15 protein-coding genes are annotated in these 17,375 nt (G+C 64.1%); 8 read left to right on the top strand and 7 right to left on the bottom strand.

Annotated elements, in window-relative coordinates; genetic code table 11:
• Positions 1-4: 4 nt before the first annotated feature.
• The 6 genes from gmd to DIE13_RS15940 all read left to right on the top strand — a co-directional run bounded on the left by gmd (position 5) and on the right by DIE13_RS15940 (position 6,574).
• Positions 5-1,039, top strand: a complete 1,035-nt coding sequence (gene gmd, locus DIE13_RS15965; protein WP_124828089.1) for a GDP-mannose 4,6-dehydratase — start codon at positions 5-7, stop codon at positions 1,037-1,039.
• The gene (locus tag DIE13_RS15960; RefSeq protein WP_096503411.1) at positions 1,017-1,934 is read left to right on the top strand and encodes an NAD-dependent epimerase/dehydratase family protein; all 918 of its coding nucleotides are present in this window, start codon (positions 1,017-1,019) and stop codon (positions 1,932-1,934) included. The genes gmd and DIE13_RS15960 overlap by 23 nt, the downstream gene beginning before the upstream one ends.
• Positions 1,931-3,082 carry a glycosyltransferase family 1 protein gene (locus DIE13_RS15955; protein WP_124828076.1) on the top strand — a complete coding sequence of 384 codons (1,152 nt, stop codon included), beginning with the start codon at positions 1,931-1,933 and terminating at the stop codon, positions 3,080-3,082. Before DIE13_RS15960 ends, DIE13_RS15955 begins: the two co-directional genes overlap by 4 nt.
• Positions 3,083-3,107: 25 nt before the next feature.
• Positions 3,108-4,184 (top strand): glycosyltransferase family 4 protein, encoded by a 1,077-nt coding sequence (locus DIE13_RS15950; RefSeq protein WP_124828075.1) that lies wholly within the window; start codon positions 3,108-3,110, stop codon positions 4,182-4,184.
• On the top strand, positions 4,181-5,389 hold the full coding sequence (locus DIE13_RS15945) for a glycosyltransferase (RefSeq protein WP_124828074.1): 1,209 nt from the start codon (positions 4,181-4,183) through the stop codon (positions 5,387-5,389). Before DIE13_RS15950 ends, DIE13_RS15945 begins: the two co-directional genes overlap by 4 nt.
• A 63-nt stretch (positions 5,390-5,452) precedes the next feature.
• The gene (locus tag DIE13_RS15940; RefSeq protein WP_124828073.1) at positions 5,453-6,574 is read left to right on the top strand and encodes a hypothetical protein; all 1,122 of its coding nucleotides are present in this window, start codon (positions 5,453-5,455) and stop codon (positions 6,572-6,574) included.
• Between the two features lie 153 nt (positions 6,575-6,727).
• Here DIE13_RS15940 and DIE13_RS15935 read toward each other — a convergent pair whose 3' ends face one another.
• The 7 genes from DIE13_RS15935 to DIE13_RS15905 form a co-directional block, all read right to left on the bottom strand.
• Entirely contained in the window at positions 6,728-7,162 is a 435-nt protein-coding gene (locus tag DIE13_RS15935; protein WP_096503419.1) for a GtrA family protein, read from the bottom strand.
• Positions 7,159-8,442, bottom strand: a complete 1,284-nt coding sequence (locus DIE13_RS15930) for an NAD(P)/FAD-dependent oxidoreductase (protein WP_124828072.1) — start codon at positions 8,440-8,442, stop codon at positions 7,159-7,161. The genes DIE13_RS15935 and DIE13_RS15930 overlap by 4 nt, the downstream gene beginning before the upstream one ends.
• Before the next feature lie 4 nt (positions 8,443-8,446).
• Positions 8,447-9,385 carry an NAD(P)-dependent oxidoreductase gene (locus DIE13_RS15925; protein ID WP_098552681.1) on the bottom strand — a complete coding sequence of 313 codons (939 nt, stop codon included), beginning with the start codon at positions 9,383-9,385 and terminating at the stop codon, positions 8,447-8,449.
• A gap of 43 nt (positions 9,386-9,428) precedes the next feature.
• Positions 9,429-10,181 (bottom strand): SDR family oxidoreductase, encoded by a 753-nt coding sequence (locus tag DIE13_RS15920; protein ID WP_124828071.1) that lies wholly within the window; start codon positions 10,179-10,181, stop codon positions 9,429-9,431.
• Positions 10,178-11,494 carry an FAD-binding oxidoreductase gene (locus tag DIE13_RS15915; protein WP_124828070.1) on the bottom strand — a complete coding sequence of 439 codons (1,317 nt, stop codon included), beginning with the start codon at positions 11,492-11,494 and terminating at the stop codon, positions 10,178-10,180. The genes DIE13_RS15920 and DIE13_RS15915 overlap by 4 nt, the downstream gene beginning before the upstream one ends.
• Positions 11,495-11,497: 3 nt before the next feature.
• Positions 11,498-12,922 carry a UbiA family prenyltransferase gene (locus DIE13_RS15910; RefSeq protein WP_124828069.1) on the bottom strand — a complete coding sequence of 475 codons (1,425 nt, stop codon included), beginning with the start codon at positions 12,920-12,922 and terminating at the stop codon, positions 11,498-11,500.
• 71 nt (positions 12,923-12,993) lie between these two features.
• Positions 12,994-14,991, bottom strand: a complete 1,998-nt coding sequence (locus DIE13_RS15905) for a hypothetical protein (protein ID WP_124828068.1) — start codon at positions 14,989-14,991, stop codon at positions 12,994-12,996.
• A 390-nt stretch (positions 14,992-15,381) separates the two neighbouring features.
• Here DIE13_RS15905 and DIE13_RS15900 point away from each other — a divergent pair, with 390 nt between their 5' ends.
• Both DIE13_RS15900 and DIE13_RS15895 read left to right on the top strand, forming a co-directional pair.
• The gene (locus DIE13_RS15900; protein ID WP_124828067.1) at positions 15,382-16,347 is read left to right on the top strand and encodes a UDP-glucose 4-epimerase family protein; all 966 of its coding nucleotides are present in this window, start codon (positions 15,382-15,384) and stop codon (positions 16,345-16,347) included.
• Positions 16,317-17,369, top strand: a complete 1,053-nt coding sequence (locus DIE13_RS15895; protein ID WP_124828066.1) for a glycosyltransferase family 4 protein — start codon at positions 16,317-16,319, stop codon at positions 17,367-17,369. Before DIE13_RS15900 ends, DIE13_RS15895 begins: the two co-directional genes overlap by 31 nt.
• Positions 17,370-17,375 lie beyond the last annotated feature (6 nt).

Genomic DNA, 17,375 nt, shown 5'->3' with positions numbered 1-17,375 from the left:
GATGATGAAGACTTCCATTATTACTGGCATCACCGGTCAGGACGGTGCCTACCTTGCGCAGATTCTGCTCGAGAAAGGCTACACCGTTTACGGCACCTATCGCCGCACGAGCTCGGTCAACTTCTGGCGCATCGAGGAACTCGGGATCGCCAAGCACCCGAACCTGCATCTGATCGAGTACGACCTGACCGACCTGTCCGCGAGCATTCGTCTGCTGCAGACCACGGGCGCGACGGAAGTCTACAACCTGGCCGCGCAGAGCTTCGTCGGCGTGTCATTCGACCAGCCGGTCACCACCGCGGAAATCACCGGGATCGGCCCGCTGAACCTGCTCGAGGCGATCCGCATCGTCAACCCGAAGATCCGCTTCTACCAGGCGAGCACGTCGGAGATGTTCGGCAAGGTGCAGGCGATTCCGCAGATCGAGTCGACGCCGTTCTATCCGCGCAGCCCGTATGGCGTGGCCAAGCTGTATGCGCACTGGATCACGGTGAACTATCGCGAGAGCTACGATATCTTCGGCTGCAGCGGGATCCTGTTCAACCACGAGTCGCCGCTGCGCGGTCGCGAATTCGTCACGCGCAAGATCACCGACTCCGTCGCGAAGATCAAGCTCGGCCAGCTCGACGTGCTCGAACTGGGCAACATGGACGCGAAGCGCGACTGGGGCTTCGCGAAGGAATACGTCGAAGGGATGTGGCGCATGCTGCAGGCCGACGAGCCGGACACCTACGTGCTGGCCACGAACCGGACCGAAACCGTGCGCGATTTCGTGCGCATGGCGTTCAAGGCGAGCGGCGTCGACCTCGAGTTCAAGGGCAGCGACGTGAATGAAACCGGCGTCGATGTCGCGACCGGCAAGACGCTGGTTCGCGTCAATCCGAAGTTCCATCGCCCGGCCGAGGTCGATCTGCTGATCGGCAATCCGGAGAAGGCGAAGCAGAAGCTCGGCTGGGAGCCGAAGACGACGCTCGAGGAGCTGTGCGCGATGATGGTCGAAGCGGATTTGCGTCGAAATGAACGCGGCTTCTCGTTCTGACGCCCCGCGCGCCCTGGTGACGGGGCTCGGCGGCTTTACCGGAGATTACCTCGCGCAGTCGCTGCGTGCGGCCGGCTATCGCGTGTTCGGCACCGCGCACGGCGCCGAAGCGACGGGCGCCGACATGTACCGCGTCGACTTGTGCGACCGCGCCGCGCTCGCGCAGGTCGTCGCGGACGTGCAGCCTGACGTGGTGGCGCATCTGGCCGCGATCGCATTCGTCGCGCATGGCGACGCCGATGCGATCTATCGCACCAACGTGGTCGGCACGCGCAACCTGCTGGAGGCGCTCGCGAACCTGGAGAACCGTCCGAAGGCGGTCCTGCTGGCGAGCAGCGCCAACATCTACGGTAACGCGGCGGTCGAGGTCATCGACGAATCGGTCGAACCGAATCCGGCGAACGACTACGCGGTCAGCAAGCTGGCGATGGAATACATGGCGCGTCTTTGGCGCGACAAGCTGCCGATCGTCGTTGCACGTCCGTTCAACTACACGGGCGTCGGCCAGTCGCCGCAATTCCTGCTGCCGAAGATCGTCGGCCATTTCCAGCGCGGCGAGCGCGTGATCGAGCTCGGCAATATCGACGTCGAGCGCGATTTTTCCGACGTTCGGCGCGTGGTGGACGCCTATCGGCGCCTGCTTCAACTGGCGCCGGCCGGCGGCGTGTTCAACGTATGCTCGGGCCGGGCCGTATCGCTGAAGGCGGTGATCGCGATGATGGAACAGATCGCCGGCTATTCGATCGAGGTGCGCGTCAACCCGGCATTCGTGCGGGCGAACGAGGTACGCCGCTTGCAGGGTGACGGTGCGCGCTTGCAGGCCGCCGTCGGGCCGCTCGAGGACATTCCGCTGGAAAGCACCCTGCGCTGGATGTTTGGCGGAGGGCGGGGGTGAAAGTCGGTTTCGGCACGACCGCCCTCGCGCGCAGCAGCGCGCATGGCGGTGTCGACGGCATCGGGTCGTATACGCGTGAACTGGGGCGGGCGCTGCTGGCCCACGGCGGGGTCGACCTGGTTCCCGCTGGCTTCGGCGCGGTCGTCGGCAGCGATGCATTTCCGGGCGCCCGGCCGCCCGTGAATCTGGGCGGGCACGCGGTCGCGACGGTGCTGGGCGCCGTCACGCCGTGGTCCTGGGTCGACACGCAGGCGTTGCGCGCCGAGCGCGTCGACGTTTTCCACGCGACGGATCACTTGATTCCGAAGCTGTCGGGCACGCCGGTGATCGCGACGCTGATGGATGCGATCCCGCTGTCGCATCCTGAGTGGACGACGGTCCGCCTGGCTGCGCTGCGCCGCTGGCTGTTGCGGCGTTCCGGACATTGGGCCGATCATGTGATCACGATCTCCGATTATTCGAAGCGCGAAATCGTCGAGCATTTCGGCATCGCGCCCGACCGGATCTCGGTCGTTCCGCTGGGCGTGCATCCGCGCTTCTTCGAGCGGATCGACGCAGCCGAGCGGGCAGCAGTGCTGAAGCGGCTCGGCCTGCCCGACCAGTTCTTCCTGTGCGTCGGCACCTTGCAGCCGCGCAAGAACCTCGAGCGGGTGGTCGATGCCCACGCGAGCCTGCCGGCCGCACTGCGCCGCGACATCCCGCTGGTGATCGTCGGCCGCGCCGGGTGGGGCTGCGATCAGCTCGTCGCGCGCCTGGGCGCGGACGAAAGCGGCAGCGTGCGCTGGCTCCAGTATCTGCCCGACCACGACGTGCGCGCGCTGATGCAGTCGGCCAGCGCGCTCGTGTTCGCGTCGCTGTGCGAGGGTTTCGGGCTGCCGGTCGTCGAGGCGTTCGCGTCGGGGCTGCCGGTGATCGCATCGAATACGACGTCCGTTCCCGAAGTCGCGGGCGACGCGGCGATCCTGGTCGACCCCGCCAGCACCGGCGACATCGCCGACGGGATGCGCGTGATCGTCGAGCAGCCGGGCCGGGCCGCCGCGTTGCGCGAAGCCGGGCTTGCGCGTGCGCGCGAACTGAACTGGCCGGCCTGCGCGGCGCAGACCCTGGCCGTCTACGACACCGTCCTGCGCGGGACGCGTCGTTCATGAATGAATTTGCTGCGAGGAGTACCGCGTGAAGTTGGGGGTGGATATCACCTGGATGGTGGGCAACTACCGCGGCATGGGGCGGTTCGCCCGGCAACTGGTGGCGCCGGTCGGCGCATCGGTCCTGGGCCTTGCGCCGGACGGCGTGAACGCCGACGAATGGCGGTGCGTGAGCGGCGGCCGCGGTTTCTTCCCGTGGTGGGAGCAGGTCGAGCTGCCGCGCCTTTGCCGGGAACAGAAGCTCGACTACCTGCTGTGCCCGTACAACACCGGGCCGCTGCGATCGATCGGCAACACGCGGCTGATCGCGGTCGTTCACGACCTGATCTACATGAAGCCGTGGAGCGTGCTGCCGCCGGCAAGATCGCTGTACCAGACCGCCGGACGCGTCTATCGCCGGCACGTGGTGCCACGGCTCGCGCGCCGGGCGGACGTCGTGCTGACCGTTTCGCGATTCACGCAGCGTGAGCTGGTGGAGACGTTCGGACTGCGTGAGGCGGACGTGCAGGTCATTCCGTGCGCGATTTCGGACGACTGGTTCGCACCGCCGTTGAGTCGCGCGGAGCGCGCGCCGTACCTGTTTACGGTGGCGGGCGAGGTGCCGAGCAAGAACGTCGACCGGTTGCTGCAGGCTTTCGCGATCGCGCGGCCGGCGCTGGACGACGATGCGCGGCTCCGGATCGCCGGCATCAACGTCGAGCATCACGCGCATTTTCGCGAGCGGGCGAATGCACTCGGGCTCGCGCGCCACGTCGAACTGCTCGGCTACGTGTCGCGCGACGAACTGCGCGAGCAGTACCGGCGAGCGCGTGCCTTCGTGTTTGCTTCGCTGTTCGAAGGATTCGGAATTCCGCCGCTGGAAGCGATGGCGTCCGGCACGCCCGTCGCGTGCAGCAACACGACGTCGATCCCCGAGATCGTCGGTGCGTGCGGCCTGCAGTTCGATCCGTATTCGGTGGAAGACATGGCGGAGCAGATCCGCCAGGTATGGTGCGACGACACGCGCTTCGAGGTGGCGTTCGGCGACGGGATGGATCGCGCGCGCACCTTTTCGGAATCCGCTGTCCGTCCGAAGATCGAGGATTTCTGGGCGCGCCTGTCATGAGCGAAAACAAGAAGAAGCTGCTGGTGCTGACGCCCCGGTTTCCGTATCCGGTGATCGGCGGCGACAAGCTGCGGATCTATCACCTCTGCAGGATGCTGTCGCGCCATTACTCGCTGACGTTGCTGAGCCTGTGCGACAGTCAGGAAGACATGCATGCCGAAGTGCCGGCCGACGGCGTGTTCGACCGCGTCGAACGGGTCTTTCTGTCCAGGGCGCGTTCGTACGTCAATACGCTGCTCGCGCTGCCCACGCGCACGCCGCTGCAGGTGGCGTATTACCGCAGCCGCGCGTTTGCGGCGGCCGTGTCCCGGCTGCTGCCGTCGCATGACGGCGCGTTCGTGCACCTGGTGCGCTGCGCGGAGTACGTGCGCAAGTCGGACAAGCCGCGCGTGCTCGAAATGACCGACGCAATCTCGCTCAACTACAGCCGCGTCAAGCAACTCAGGAAAGCGCGGGGGCTGAAGTCGCGCGTGTTCGGCATCGAGGCGAAGCGCCTGCTCGACTACGAGCGCACGATCGTCGACGACTTCGACCTGTCGGTACTGGTGTCGAAGACCGATCGAGATTACCTGTTTCCCGGCGAGTCCGGCAAGCGGGTGATGGTGTGTTCGAACGGCGTGGATCTTTCCGGCCTGCCGTATGCGGCGCGCAGCATGGCGAGCCGCTTGCTGGTGTTCATCGGCGACATGCGCACGGTGCAGAACCAGGACATGTGCCACTACTTCGCCGAAGCGGTGCTGCCGTTGCTGCGCCGGCGTGCCGACTATCGCTTCCGGATCGTCGGCTCCATTGCCCCCGCGCTGGCCGAGCAATTCCGCGCGTACGACGGCGTCGAGGTGACCGGCCGCGTCGAATCGGTCGCGCAGGCCGCGGCCGACGGCGCGATCGGCGTGTGCCCGATGCGGATCGGCGCCGGCGTGCAGAACAAGATCCTCGAATACATGGCGCTCGGGCTGCCGGTCGTCACGACGTCGCTGGGGCACGAAGGGCTGGGTGCGAAAAGCGGGGAGGACCTGCTGATCGCCGATACGCCGCAGGAATTCGTCGACTGTATCGAAATGCTTGTTAGCGACGAGGATGCAGCGGTCGGGATGGCTGAGCGAGCGAGGATGTTCGTCGAGCGCGAGCACGGGTGGGAGCGGATGGTTGCGCCGCTCTCGGGACGAGTAGATGAGTTGACGGGGCGAATGCGTGGAAAGGATTAGGCATTTAAAAGCATGATATTAACGGGATGTACTACGCGCCCACAGAATAATTGATGAGACCGCATGAAAATTCTGAACATTGCAGAGCGATTCGTTTTTGAGAGTCGTCCATCGCGGCTTATTGCCGTCGTTTTGGCCGTTTCCTTGATGAAGACTGGAGTTTGGGCGATTCCCAATCTTGGTGCTTCTCAGTTGCTGGCTCAAGATCCCTTCCATAATCCGTTCTCCGATCCGGGGGCGCAGTACCTGTTCTGGAACTGGTTGGGGCCATTCATCGCATGGTTGCTTCACGCCACGTCGACAGAAAGTTTTTTCATACTTCATTTGGCGTTTTCGTGTGCTTTTACACTGATTTTCATTTGGACGTTGTTTTCCAGGCTTGATGGTCGCTCCGCGCGTATTGCACTATTGATTTTTGCGGCGCTTCCGGTGTCGACGACGGCTTATTATTGGGTATCCTACGATTCGCTCACACTGTTGCTGATGACATGCGCACTTGCACTGCCGAATGGCCGAGTCATTGTCGTGTTGATCGGGGCGGCACTTGGGATGCAGCATTTTGAGCAATCCATCGTTGGTAGCATGGCGGTCTTTGGCGCGATGGTCGTGGGGAAGATATATCGCGATGAGAAAGCGTACACATGGCAATGGCTCCTAAGCCTGATTGCTGGCATCGTTATCGGAAAATTGATATTGATGGGTATTGTGCGGCACTGGGGTATCGAAGTGAATTCTGGTCGCACCTTTTGGCTGGAAAAGAACTTGTCAATGACGCTGCATCAGTTTCTTTACCATCCGTTCGTCACGGTATTTTCGGCTCTTGGTACTGCCTGGTTGATCGCATTCAAGCAGTTCGATGCCGGTAGAAAAGCTGTCCCAATGCTTCTGGGGCTGGGGGCGCTCTTGCTGCTACTTCCAATTTCAGGGGATCAGACGCGCGTTTTCGCTGTATCGAGTTTCTTTCTGCTGAGCGTCTACTGGTTACTTAATTCGAGCTTCCTTGGTTCCATTGACGATCGAACTGCAGCAGTTTTATTCGTTGCATGGCTGGTGGTGCCTTGGGCTTGGGTATGGGGCGCAGTGCCACGAGCATCCGCGTTCCCGATGGATGTGGTCTATGTGCTGCACCATGCTTTTGGATGGTTCACCATGAAGTACGACATGCTCAATTGGCCGTTTTACTGATTCGAGACGCAGTTGAGTTCGAACGTATCCCGACAGGCGCGTAGATCGTTTTGCCACTCAACCTGCTCGGGAACGAGTTGTGCACAATCAAGACGATGCCCAGGCTACGCTGTTTGACGATATCGTCGACAGTGGATAGGCCGTTTCGACGGCTCAGCTTTCGTGATGCCGGAAGCTGAACTTCTTGTGCCCGATGTAGCTGGAGAAAACCGGGACGATCACGCCGACCAGGTGTGCGATGTCCCGGTCATGCCAGTGCAGGCCGAGTCGCGGAAAGACGTAGTACGCAAGACCGACGCTGACGAGCCACGTCTGAAACACAGCGACCAGGTTCACCAGCGTGAAGAAAAACGCCGAGCGCCCGGTGGACTGCGTACTTTTCTTGAAGACGAACAGCTTGGCCAGGATGAACGCCGTGATCATGCCGGTCACATAGGCGACGACGATCGCGGCCGAGTAGGGCATCCACAGGTTGTAGAGAATCCGGCTGCCCCAGTTGACGGCCGCGGCGAAGCCGCCCGTCAGCAGGAACAGCAGGAATTCCCGGGAAACGAGGCCGCGCTTCGCGGTTCGGGCAATGTCGGTCATACCATTCTGGCCATTTCGCGTGCGAGCCCGATACTCTCGGAGATGCCGCGGTCTTCGGGGTAGTAATACGACGTGTCGGCGACCAGCAGGCCCTGCACGGGCAGCTGGATCGGCGGCAGGCGATCGGCGAAGCCCGGCTCGCACACCGGTTGCGCGAAGCGGTAGCGGCTCGCGCGCACGTCGATGAAATCGTCGGGCGTGATCGCGGGATTGATCTTCATCAGGTAGCGCTTCACCTTGTCGATGAAGGCCGTATCCGGCTGCTGGTAGACCGGGTGTTCGCCCGGCACGTAGAACGGAACGTACACGACGTGCGCATCGAGCGGACGCAGGTTCGTGTATTCGACGATCCCCGGAATGTCCATCTCCGGATCGTTGGTGTTGAGCCAGAAGTTCTCGGTGACCGGCTTGCGCAGCTTGGCGATCACGCACACCACCGCGACGTTCTTCACGCTCGCGAATTTTTCCAGGATGTCGGTCGGGAGATCGGGCATCACGCGCGGCACGTACGGCAGCGGAATGGTGCTGATGACCTTGTCGAACGCGAGCGACTCGCCACCCGCCTCGACGCCGGCGACCTTGCCGTTCTCGATCAGCACCTTGCTGACCGGCGTGCCGAGCCGGAACTCGCCGCCGTTCGCTTCGATGTAGCGGCGCATGCCTTCGAGCAGCGTATCCGAGCCGCCGTCGAGGTAGCCGAGCTTTTCCTTGAAGAGGTTGTAGCGCGACCGGCCGATCCGGCGCACGCGGCTCCAGATCCACGCGGCGGAGAGGCTGCGCGCGTGATCGTAGAACTTGTAGTCGAACAGGCGGCGCCACAGCACTTCCCACGCTTCCTCACCCACCCAGCGGCGAATCCAGCCGGTCGCCTCGAGCTTGTCGAGCGGCTTCCAGTCGTCCCGGCGCGTGCAGAGAAACGCGTGCAGCCCGTAGCGGATCTTCGCGGTCAGGCCGAGTCCCTTGAACTTCAGCAGTGCGATCGGATTGCCCCACGGCTGCACGCGATCCTGGTAGAAGTACCCCATCTTCGTCTCGCGCCAGTGCATCTTGTCTTCGAGGCCGAGCTCCTGCAGCACCTTCAGGAACGCGTGATCGGAAATCGCGTGGAAGTGGTAGTAGCGCTCGATCGAGAGCCCGCCGAAGTCGAAGCATGCGGCCATGCCGCCGACGCGGTCGTCTGCCTCGAAGATCACAGGCTTGCGCCCGTCCTTGACGAGCTGGTAGGCAACGCCGAGCCCCATGGGGCCGGCACCGAGGACGGCAATACGGTCTGCGCTCATGGCTTTAGAACTCTAGTGCGATGTGGCTGTAGGTCGGGTCGTTGAAGGTTTCGGTCATGGCCTTGTCGAGCGGTGTGGCCTGGATGCCGAAGATGCCTTCCCAGTCGATCACCTCGAACTCGTCGCCGGCGGTGAGCGCCTTCAGCTGGTCCGCGGTGAACGGCGGATTGCTGTCGAACAGCGCGTAGATCTTCAGCAGCACGTAGAACAGGCCGTACGGGATCTTCACGATCGCGCAGCGTGCGTGGGTCGCGCGCTTGATCTGGCGGATGAGGTCGATGTAGTCGACGCGCTCGAGTCCCGTGATGTTGAAGGCCTGTCCGGCCTTGCCGGAGCGGATGCAGCTGATGATCACGTTGCAGAAATCGCCGACGTAGAGCGGCTGGCGCATGTAGCGGCCGCTGCCCGGGATCGGGAACACCGGCACGCGGTGCATGAAGCGCGACAGCCAGCCGAGGTGCTTGCGGTCGAACCAACCGAACATCAGCGTCGGGCGCAGGATCACGCAGTTGATGCCCGATGCGGCGACGATCTCTTCCTGCTCGCGCTTGGTTTCCGTGTACCAGTCGTCCCCCACGGAATTGACCACTGACGAGCTGATGTGCACCGTATGGGGAATGGCATAGCGCTTGATCACCTCGAGCACGTGCTTCGTCGACGTGATGTTGTTGCGCACGAACGGCTCGCGGGTCGGCGCGCCGATCTGGGCCTGCAGCATGACGACCGTGTCTGCGTGTTCGAAATGCTTGTCCCAGTCGCCCGGCTCGGCGAGATCGGCGAACACGGCGGTGACGTCCGGATGCACCTGGCGCAACACGTTCAGGTTCGCTTCGTGCTTGTCGAGGACGACGATGTTCGAGTAGCCCTGCTGCTTCAGGCGGGCGACGAGGTTCTGACCGACCAGGCCGGCGCCGCCAGGGAGGACGATACGGGTTTGATTCATGATGTCGGGTGTCTGCATGAGAGGGGCGGGCGCGTCGCGGTCGTTACAGGGACAGGCGCTTGAAGACGAACTGCGGCACCGAGCGGATGATCAGCATGATCAGCGACCAGAAGCACGGCGTATACAGCACGTTCTTCTTCTTCTCGATGGCGCGGGTGATGTCCTTCGCGACTTTGTCCGGCGACGCGACGAGCGGGCCGGGCAGCGGCAGCCCCGCCGTCATCGCGGTGGCCACGAAACCGGGCTTGATCGTGACGAGGTGGACGCCGGCCTTGTAGAGCCGTGCGCGCAGGCCTTCGCAGAACGCGGCGAGCGCGGCTTTCGCGCTGCCGTACAGATAGTTGGACGGGCGGCCGCGGTCGCCGGCGACCGAGCCGATCACCGCGATCGCGCCGCTTCGTGCCGCCTCGAGCGTGTTCGCGATCGTGGTCAGCAACGCGATCACCGACGTCGCGTTGGTGTTGAATTCGCGCACGGCAACGGCAGGGTCGGCCTGGCACAGCGCCTGGTCGGGCAGCGTGCCCGGTGCGACCAGCACGATGTCGGGCGCGCCGTCGAACGCGCGCCGGCAGTCGTCGAGCATCGCGGCGTGCTGTCCCAGCGCGTTGATGTCCAGCGTGTGCGTGGCCGCGAGCGTCGCGCCACGAGCGAGCAGGTCGTCGGCCACTTGTTGCAGGCGCTCAGCGTTGCGCGCGACCAGGAACAGCCGGGCGCCCTGAGCGGCCCAGACGCGTGCACAGGCCATCGCAATGCCTGAGGTCGCACCTACTATCAGTATCTTTTTCTGCATGGTCATGTACGGGTGACGCGATCCCAGAAACGGGAAAGCAGCGCGGGATCGCGCAGGGTTTCGACCTGTTCCCAGTCCGGATAGGCCGTTCGGAAGTCCTGACCCGTCATATGGGCGTCCTTCGCCGGATAGATTCTTCCCGCGGCGTCGCGGACGATGGTGTCGAGGACGGCAAAGAGCCGGCGGTTCTGTTCGTCGCGCTGCGGAAAGTCGAGCGCGAGCGACGTGCCTTCCATCGGGAACGACAGCAGCCCGGGCGACCGGACGTCTCCGCAACGCTTCAACACGGCCAGAAACGATCCGGTTCCGCTGTCGGCGATCGCGCGCAGCATGTCGCGCGTCGCATCGCGGGCCACCGCGCGCGGCACGACGCATTGATACTGCTGGAAGCCTTGGCGCCCGTAGATCCGGTTCCACTCGAGCAGGCCGTCCAATGGATAGAAGTACTGGTCGTAGCTGACGGTGGAGCGGGCTTCGCGGGTCTGCTGGCGGTGATAATACAGGCCGTTGAACGCGCGCAGGGTCACCTTGTTGAAAACCGGCGCCGGAAAGGTGAACGGCACCGTGCGTTTTCCGCGCCGGTCGACTTCCAGCGGCCCTTCGCTCGCATGGTCGCCGACCATGAAGATGCCGCGCCCGAGCTGCTCGCCTCGACCGAGGCAATCCACCCAGGCGACGCTGTATTCATGCACGGGATCGTAGGCTTCCGACAGCGCGAAGAATTCGTCGAGATCGCCGAAGCGGATGCTGGTCACGTCGATTCGGCTCGACCGGATGGGCATCAGCTGGATCTCGGCCCACTGGATCAATCCGGTCAGGCCCAGGCCGCCGATTGTCGCGGCATGGAGTGCCGCGTTCGTGTCCGCCGCGCATTCGAGCATGGTGCCGTCGCTGCGGGCCAGCATGAAGCGGCGTACATGACGGCCGAACGTGCCGCGCACGTGATGGTTCTTGCCGTGCACGTCGTTCGCGATGGCTCCGCCGAGCGTCGCGTATTTGGTCCCGGGCGTGACGGGCAGCATCCAGCCGCGCGGTATCGCGACGTCCAGAATCTGCTCGAGCGTGATGCCGGGCTCCGCGCGCAGCACGCCCGCTTCCCAGTTCGCGCCGATCAGCCGGTCCAGCGAGCGGGTTCGCAGCACGTGGCCGGACGCGGCCAGGCAACTGTCGCCGTAGCTTCTGCCGTTGCCGTAGGCGAGCGTGGTTTCATGCGCACCGACGACCCCTGCCCAGGTGCCGGGCAGGTCGTTGCGCCACGCAACGTCGTGCGGGGTTTGCGGGTGGGCGGGGTAGCGTCCCCATGAAAGCACCGTGCGCATGGTTCAGATCGCCGCCCAGAAAACCAGGCCGCACAGGCCGATCACGACCAGGCTCACCCGGTCGCGGACCGCGAAGATGATCGGGTCGTCGTGCATGTGGCCGCGGTGCGCGAGGATCCAGGTCCGGCTGATCCAGTAGAGCAGCAACGGACACGCGAGCCAGATCAGCTGCGGGTGACGGTAGAGATGTGCGGTCTTCGGGTCCTGGATGTACATCGCCAGCACGAGCACGGACAGATAGCCCGATGCGCTGCCCAGCGACGAGACCAGTTCGAGATCGCTCGCGACGTATCCGCGGCCGCGCGACTGGGTCAGCCCGCGCTTTTTCATCGACAGTAGTTCCGCGTAGCGCTTGACGAGCGCGAGGCTGAGGAAGATGAACATCGAGAAGGCCAGCAGCCAGAACGTCAGATGCGTCGCGATGGCCGTTGTGCCCGCAACGATACGCACCGTATAGAGCAGTGCGAGCACGACGACGTCGACCATCACCAGGCGCTTGAGCACCGCCGAGTAGGCCAGCGTCAGTGCGTAGTAGCCGAGCAGCACCGCCGAGAAGCGCCACGGCAGTGCGACGTATGCGAGCGCGAACGCGCCGACCAGCAGCGCGGGAAACGCGGCCAGCCCCCACGCGAGCGGCAGCGCGCCGGATGCGAGCGGGCGCCGGCATTTGGTCGGATGGTGGCGGTCGTCCTCGAGATCGAGCAGGTCGTTGAGCAGATAGACGCTCGACGCGCAGAGGCCGAAGGCGACGAATGCCAGCGCCGCATTGACGATCAGGTGGGGCGAGCCCAGCATGTGTCCGGCAAGCAGCGGCAGGAAGATCAGCAGGTTTTTCAGCCACTGATGCATGCGCAGCGACCGGGCCCACGTCTTCAGCGCCGGCGGACGGGATTCGAACACACGCTCGACGTTGCCGGCTTTTTCCGCCGCGCGTTTGACGGCGGCCGGTGCGTTGACGACGTACGCACGCTCGGCGGCCTGCCAGACCGGAAGATCGTCGCGCGAGTTGCCGGCATAGTCGAAGCCATGTTCGCCGAAGCGGGCGACGAGCCGGTCCCGTTTCCGATGCGCGGACAGGTTGACCTGGTCGTTGGTCGCCAGGACTTCGTCGAACAGCGCGAGATGCTCGGCGATCGCGTGCGCGTACTTCTCGTGGCTGGCGGTGGCCAGCACGATCGTGCGTCCGTTCGCGCGTTCGTCCTTGAGCCACTCGACGATCTGCGGATCGAACGGCAGCACGCTGACGTCGAGATCGGTCTCGGCGGCCAGCCGCGACTTGAGCACGGGCTTTCCGCCGCGGAGCAGCCACGCGAGCGGCGCGTGACAGCGAAGCGGCGAAGACTTCAGGTAACAGAACCCGGATTCGATCAGGACGTCCGAACGAAGCAGGGTGCCATCGAGGTCAACAACGAGCGGTCTGCCGATCATAGTTAGGTGCTGCAGTGGCGGGTCGAATCAAACAGCATGAGCAGACGGTTGCAAGTACCTTCGAGTTCGCCTCAACGGGCGAGGCCGAGTCCGTATAACGACACGCCGAGAGTGCGCGGATCGTTGGATACGCCCAGGGATCTGGGCGACACGATGTCGGGATCGACGAAGCGGATATCGAGCCGGCCCTGATCCACCCGTTCAATCGGGATGCGAATCGTCTGCCGCGGCGTGCCGGCATCGAACGTGGCGTGGTAAGGCGGGGCGTTGTTCACATGGATCGTCAGATGCTGGGCGGAATTCGGGCGCGGCAGGAATGCGCCGAGATCCAGTTGCAGGGTGCCCGAGTATCCGTTGTGTACCTTCAGTAGCAGGTGGGCTTCGTTTGCTTGCATCCAGACGGATTCCGGCTCCACGAACGACCAGCCGTCGCCGAGAATGATGCCGAAGATGCCCGGGTTCTTTGCGACCGACAGGTAACCGACATCCGAAAAGTCGTCAGGGTATTTTCTGATCAGCAGGCCCGCGGCTTCGATATCCGCCGGTGTGCGATTGTCGGCCGTCGCGCCGGAAACCTCGTATTGCGTGTGATTCGCGATCTCGTCCGGGGTGCACCGCGCGTCCTTCGTAAACAGGATATGCCAGTTCTGCCGGACGCAGAACAGATTGTTCCCGCGGCGCTTGGCATAGGCCTCCAGGCCGACGACCGTCATCCATACCTTGTCCAGGCTGGGGCGGTTGTTGAGGTTCAGGACGATGCGCCCGTCCGGTTTGATCTTTTCCAGCTTGTTGTACAGGTCGACGACGTCGGGGCGCGTATAGGCATCGGCATAAGCCGGCGTGTTGTCGATTTTCCGGGCGGTGACGATCAGCAGAACGGGGATTGCAATTGTCGCCAGCATCGCGAACGACCTGGGCGACGACACATGCATGATCCACACGACGATCAAGCTGGCGGCCAGCGCGGGAACCGCATAGTAGAAGTACCCGATGTATTTCTGGTCGAGCATGTCGACCCCGAACTTCGAGTAGACGAACATGGCCGCCGTGGCGGCGAGCAGCGTGGCCAGCAGGCCGAGTATCTCGACGGGCATCGTCCAGTGTTTGCTGGACAGGCCATGAACGAACAACGCGCCGATCACGAATATCGCCGCAATGAAGATCGCGTTGCCACCCCAGAATTGGGCAGCATACTGAAGCGATTCGCTGAGCGTATTGGAGCGGTGCTGTTTGCCGAACGAGATGTAGTCGGCTATCGGGCCTGGCGGATGGCGCAGCGTCTCGATTGCCAGCGGAACGAAGAACAGCAGCAGAACGCCCACGGCCCGGGCGATCCGCCCGGCGTTCGTTCGCCAGTATTCCAGACCGAACATCACCTGATCGGCGGGCAGCTTGCGATGCACGAGCGCGTTGTAGAGCACGAGCAGCACGAAGATGATCCCGAGCGTCGACAGGAACGACACGTGCCCGTTGATCAGAAAGCCCGCACTCAGTGCCAGCGGCATGAGCATGTCGGCTTTCCCGGACGCGAACCGGGATGCGGCGACGAGCGCGGCCGCGAACGGGAAGAAATAGAGCTCCGGAAACCACATGCCGGCGAAGAACTGGAAGTTCTGATACGCGACGATGCAGAGGAATGTGGCCGTCACGAGACCGGCGCCGCGTACGGATCCGACGATGGTCCGGAGCATCCGGAACACGACCGCGATCCACGCTGCGTTGTACAGGATCGACGCAACCATCTGGCCGGAAAACGGCGATGCGACGACATGCAGCCAGTCGTACAGGAACAGCTCGCCGAATGCCTGCACGTACAGGATCGCGGGGCCGGGGTGGTTGAACCCGACCCGCGAGTAGTTTCCGACGAACAGATCGAGATGTTTCGCTTTCTGGATCAGCAGGCTGTTGGCAGCGAAGTCCGAAATCTCGATGTGATTGACGTTGATCAACGGCCAGTTGATCAGCAGCAGCGCGAACGCAAGGACACCGAAAATCAGCAGATCGGGCAGGCAGGGGTTTTTAGCAATGGAATTTTGAGTTGATGGGTGCTTCTCGTTTGCGTCCAACATGGATCCCATTGGTCTCACTTGTTCTATGACTCGTCTTGGCGCACAAGCGGTTCGCGCACCGGTTTTCGGCGTTCCAGGCGGGCGCTATCATGCAGGAAAAAGCGTGATATTTCAACCTCTTGCGTGCGTGTCGAATGTGTGTTGCGATGAATTCGGGATAGCACCCGGAGGGCCGCGCGAGGAGCGCGCATCGCCTGTTTTGCTCCTCGGGCGAGGTTGCCGAAGCGTGTCCGAACCGTGCGATCGAAACCCGGGACCTAAACGGTATACTGCGGGTCTATTAGGCATTCGAACATCATTCATGTATCGAATGAGCATGGGTGTCCGCCGACCGGGTCGCGCGCCGCGCCCATGCGTCTTCCTCAACCGCTTTGCCTGGAAACATCGCCGATGCATGTCGTGGTAACGGGGGCGAGTGGCTTCGTGGGCCGCGTCCTCTGCCGTACCCTGGTCGAGAACGGTCATCGGGTGACCGGCCTCGTGCGCCGCGCCGGCACCGCGCCGGCCGGCGTCGACGAGTGGGTGTACACCGGCCCCGAATTCGCCGATATCGAAACGCAGTGGCCGGCCTCGGCCCGTGACGCCGACTGCGTCGTGCATCTCGCCGCGCGCGTGCACGTGATGAACGACGCCGCCGCGGATCCCGACGCCGCGTTTCGCGCGATGAACGTCGATGGCACGCTGCGCGTGGCCGCCGCCGCGCACCGGCATGGCGTGCGTCGCATCGTGTTCGTCAGCAGCATCAAGGCCATCGCCGAAACCGACGGCGGCCAGCCGCTGCGCGAAGACAGTCCCGCCCGCCCCGAAGATCCGTACGGCCGTTCCAAGCGCGATGCCGAAGTGCGGCTTCGGCAATTCGGCGACGACACCGGCCTCGAGACGGTGATCGTCCGGCCGCCGCTGGTGTACGGTCCCGAGGTCCGCGCGAACTTCCTGAGAATGATGGACGCCGTATCGCGCGGCGTGCCGCTGCCGCTCGGAGCAATCACCGCGCGCCGCAGTGTCGTCGGCGTCGACAATCTCGTGGACGCGTTGCTGCGCTGCGTGATCGATCCGCGCGCGGCGCACGCGTGTTTCCACGTCGCCGACGACGACGCGCCGTCGGTCGCCGGCCTTCTGCGCATGGTCGGCGACGCGCTCGGCCGGCCGGCAAGGCTCTTTCCGGTCCCGCTCGCCGTGTTGCGGCTCGCCGGCCGCCTGACCGGCCGCAGCGCCGCGATCGACCGCCTGACCGGCGGCCTGCAGCTCGATACGAGCCGCATCCGGCGCGTGCTCGGCTGGCAACCTCCCCATACGACCCGGCAGGGTCTCGAGGCGACCGCCGCATGGTATCGTTCGCGCGATACCCAGAACTAACCGACATGTCTTTCCCGATCTCCACGTGGCCGGCCGCGCTCGCGCTGGCCCTGGCCGCGGCCGTCGCATCGACGGCCATCCTGCGCGTGCTGCTTGCGACCGGTCTCGCATGGCGGCTGGCCACCGACATTCCAAACGATCGTTCGCTCCATACGCTGCCGACACCGCGCGTCGGCGGCTGGGGCATCGTGCCCGTGTGCGTCGTCGCGCTGCTGGCGCTCGCACCGCGGCTGGGGCTGATCGCGGCCGCGGCAGCCGGGCTCGCCGCGCTGTCCCTGATCGACGACCGGCGCGGGCTGCCGGCGCGCGTGCGGTTCTCCGCGCACCTCGCGGCGGTCGTTGCGCTGGTCGCCGTCTATCCTGCCGCTGCGCCGTGGTGGCTGCTGGTCGGCGTGGGCTTCGTGATGGTCTGGCTGACGAACCTGTACAACTTCATGGACGGCGCGGACGGTCTCGCGGGCGGGATGGCGCTGTTCGGCTTCGGCGGCTATGCGGTCGCGGCGCTGGGCGGCGCAAATCCGTCGCCCGACCTGGTCGTGGCCGGCGCGGCGGCTGCCGGCGCGGCGCTCGGCTTTCTTCTGCTGAATTTCCATCCGGCGCGGCTGTTTCTCGGCGACGCCGGTTCGATTCCGCTCGGCTTTCTCGCCGGCGCGCTCGGCTACTGGGGCTGGCGCACGGATGTGTGGCCCATCTGGTTTCCGGCGCTGGTGTTCTCGCCCTTTATCGCAGACGCATCTGTAACACTTTCGAGACGTCTGTTACGCGGAGAAAAGTTCTGGCAAGCGCACCGGGAGCATTATTATCAAAGGATGGTGCGATCGGGGATTGGCCACCGTCGTACCGCTCTTTGTTGGTACCTCATCATGCTCGCAGGCATAATCGTCGCCGTGTGGGCAAAGGGCCGCCCTGAACTGCAGCAGTGGCTGTCGTTCGTCGCTTGGTACGGCGTCCTGGCATGTCTCGGATTGGTGATCGACATGCGTTGGCGCCGGTTTCAGTCGGCCGCCAAAAACAACTCGTGAGGTTTC

It is taken from the genome of Burkholderia sp. Bp9016 (assembly GCF_003857765.1).
Lineage (GTDB): Bacteria > Pseudomonadota > Gammaproteobacteria > Burkholderiales > Burkholderiaceae > Burkholderia.
The sequence above is the reverse complement of the archived record's forward strand: the minus strand, read 5'-3'. Positions and strand labels throughout refer to the sequence as shown.

What these genes read in the sequence shown, in the direction of transcription:
- gmd (WP_124828089.1), top strand. Translation starts at nt 5, where the DNA reads ATGAAGACTTCCATTATTACTGGCATCACCGGTCAGGACGGTGCCTAC.
- DIE13_RS15960 (WP_096503411.1), top strand. Translation starts at nt 1,017, where the DNA reads ATGAACGCGGCTTCTCGTTCTGACGCCCCGCGCGCCCTGGTGACGGGG.
- DIE13_RS15945 (WP_124828074.1), top strand. Translation starts at nt 4,181, where the DNA reads ATGAGCGAAAACAAGAAGAAGCTGCTGGTGCTGACGCCCCGGTTTCCG.
- DIE13_RS15940 (WP_124828073.1), top strand. Translation starts at nt 5,453, where the DNA reads ATGAAAATTCTGAACATTGCAGAGCGATTCGTTTTTGAGAGTCGTCCA.
- DIE13_RS15935 (WP_096503419.1), bottom strand. Translation starts at nt 7,162, where the DNA reads ATGACCGACATTGCCCGAACCGCGAAGCGCGGCCTCGTTTCCCGGGAA.
- DIE13_RS15930 (WP_124828072.1), bottom strand. Translation starts at nt 8,442, where the DNA reads ATGAGCGCAGACCGTATTGCCGTCCTCGGTGCCGGCCCCATGGGGCTC.
- DIE13_RS15925 (WP_098552681.1), bottom strand. Translation starts at nt 9,385, where the DNA reads ATGAATCAAACCCGTATCGTCCTCCCTGGCGGCGCCGGCCTGGTCGGT.
- DIE13_RS15920 (WP_124828071.1), bottom strand. Translation starts at nt 10,181, where the DNA reads ATGACCATGCAGAAAAAGATACTGATAGTAGGTGCGACCTCAGGCATT.
- DIE13_RS15915 (WP_124828070.1), bottom strand. Translation starts at nt 11,494, where the DNA reads ATGCGCACGGTGCTTTCATGGGGACGCTACCCCGCCCACCCGCAAACC.
- DIE13_RS15910 (WP_124828069.1), bottom strand. Translation starts at nt 12,922, where the DNA reads ATGATCGGCAGACCGCTCGTTGTTGACCTCGATGGCACCCTGCTTCGT.
- DIE13_RS15905 (WP_124828068.1), bottom strand. Translation starts at nt 14,991, where the DNA reads ATGTTGGACGCAAACGAGAAGCACCCATCAACTCAAAATTCCATTGCT.
- DIE13_RS15900 (WP_124828067.1), top strand. Translation starts at nt 15,382, where the DNA reads ATGCATGTCGTGGTAACGGGGGCGAGTGGCTTCGTGGGCCGCGTCCTC.
- DIE13_RS15895 (WP_124828066.1), top strand. Translation starts at nt 16,317, where the DNA reads ATGGTATCGTTCGCGCGATACCCAGAACTAACCGACATGTCTTTCCCG.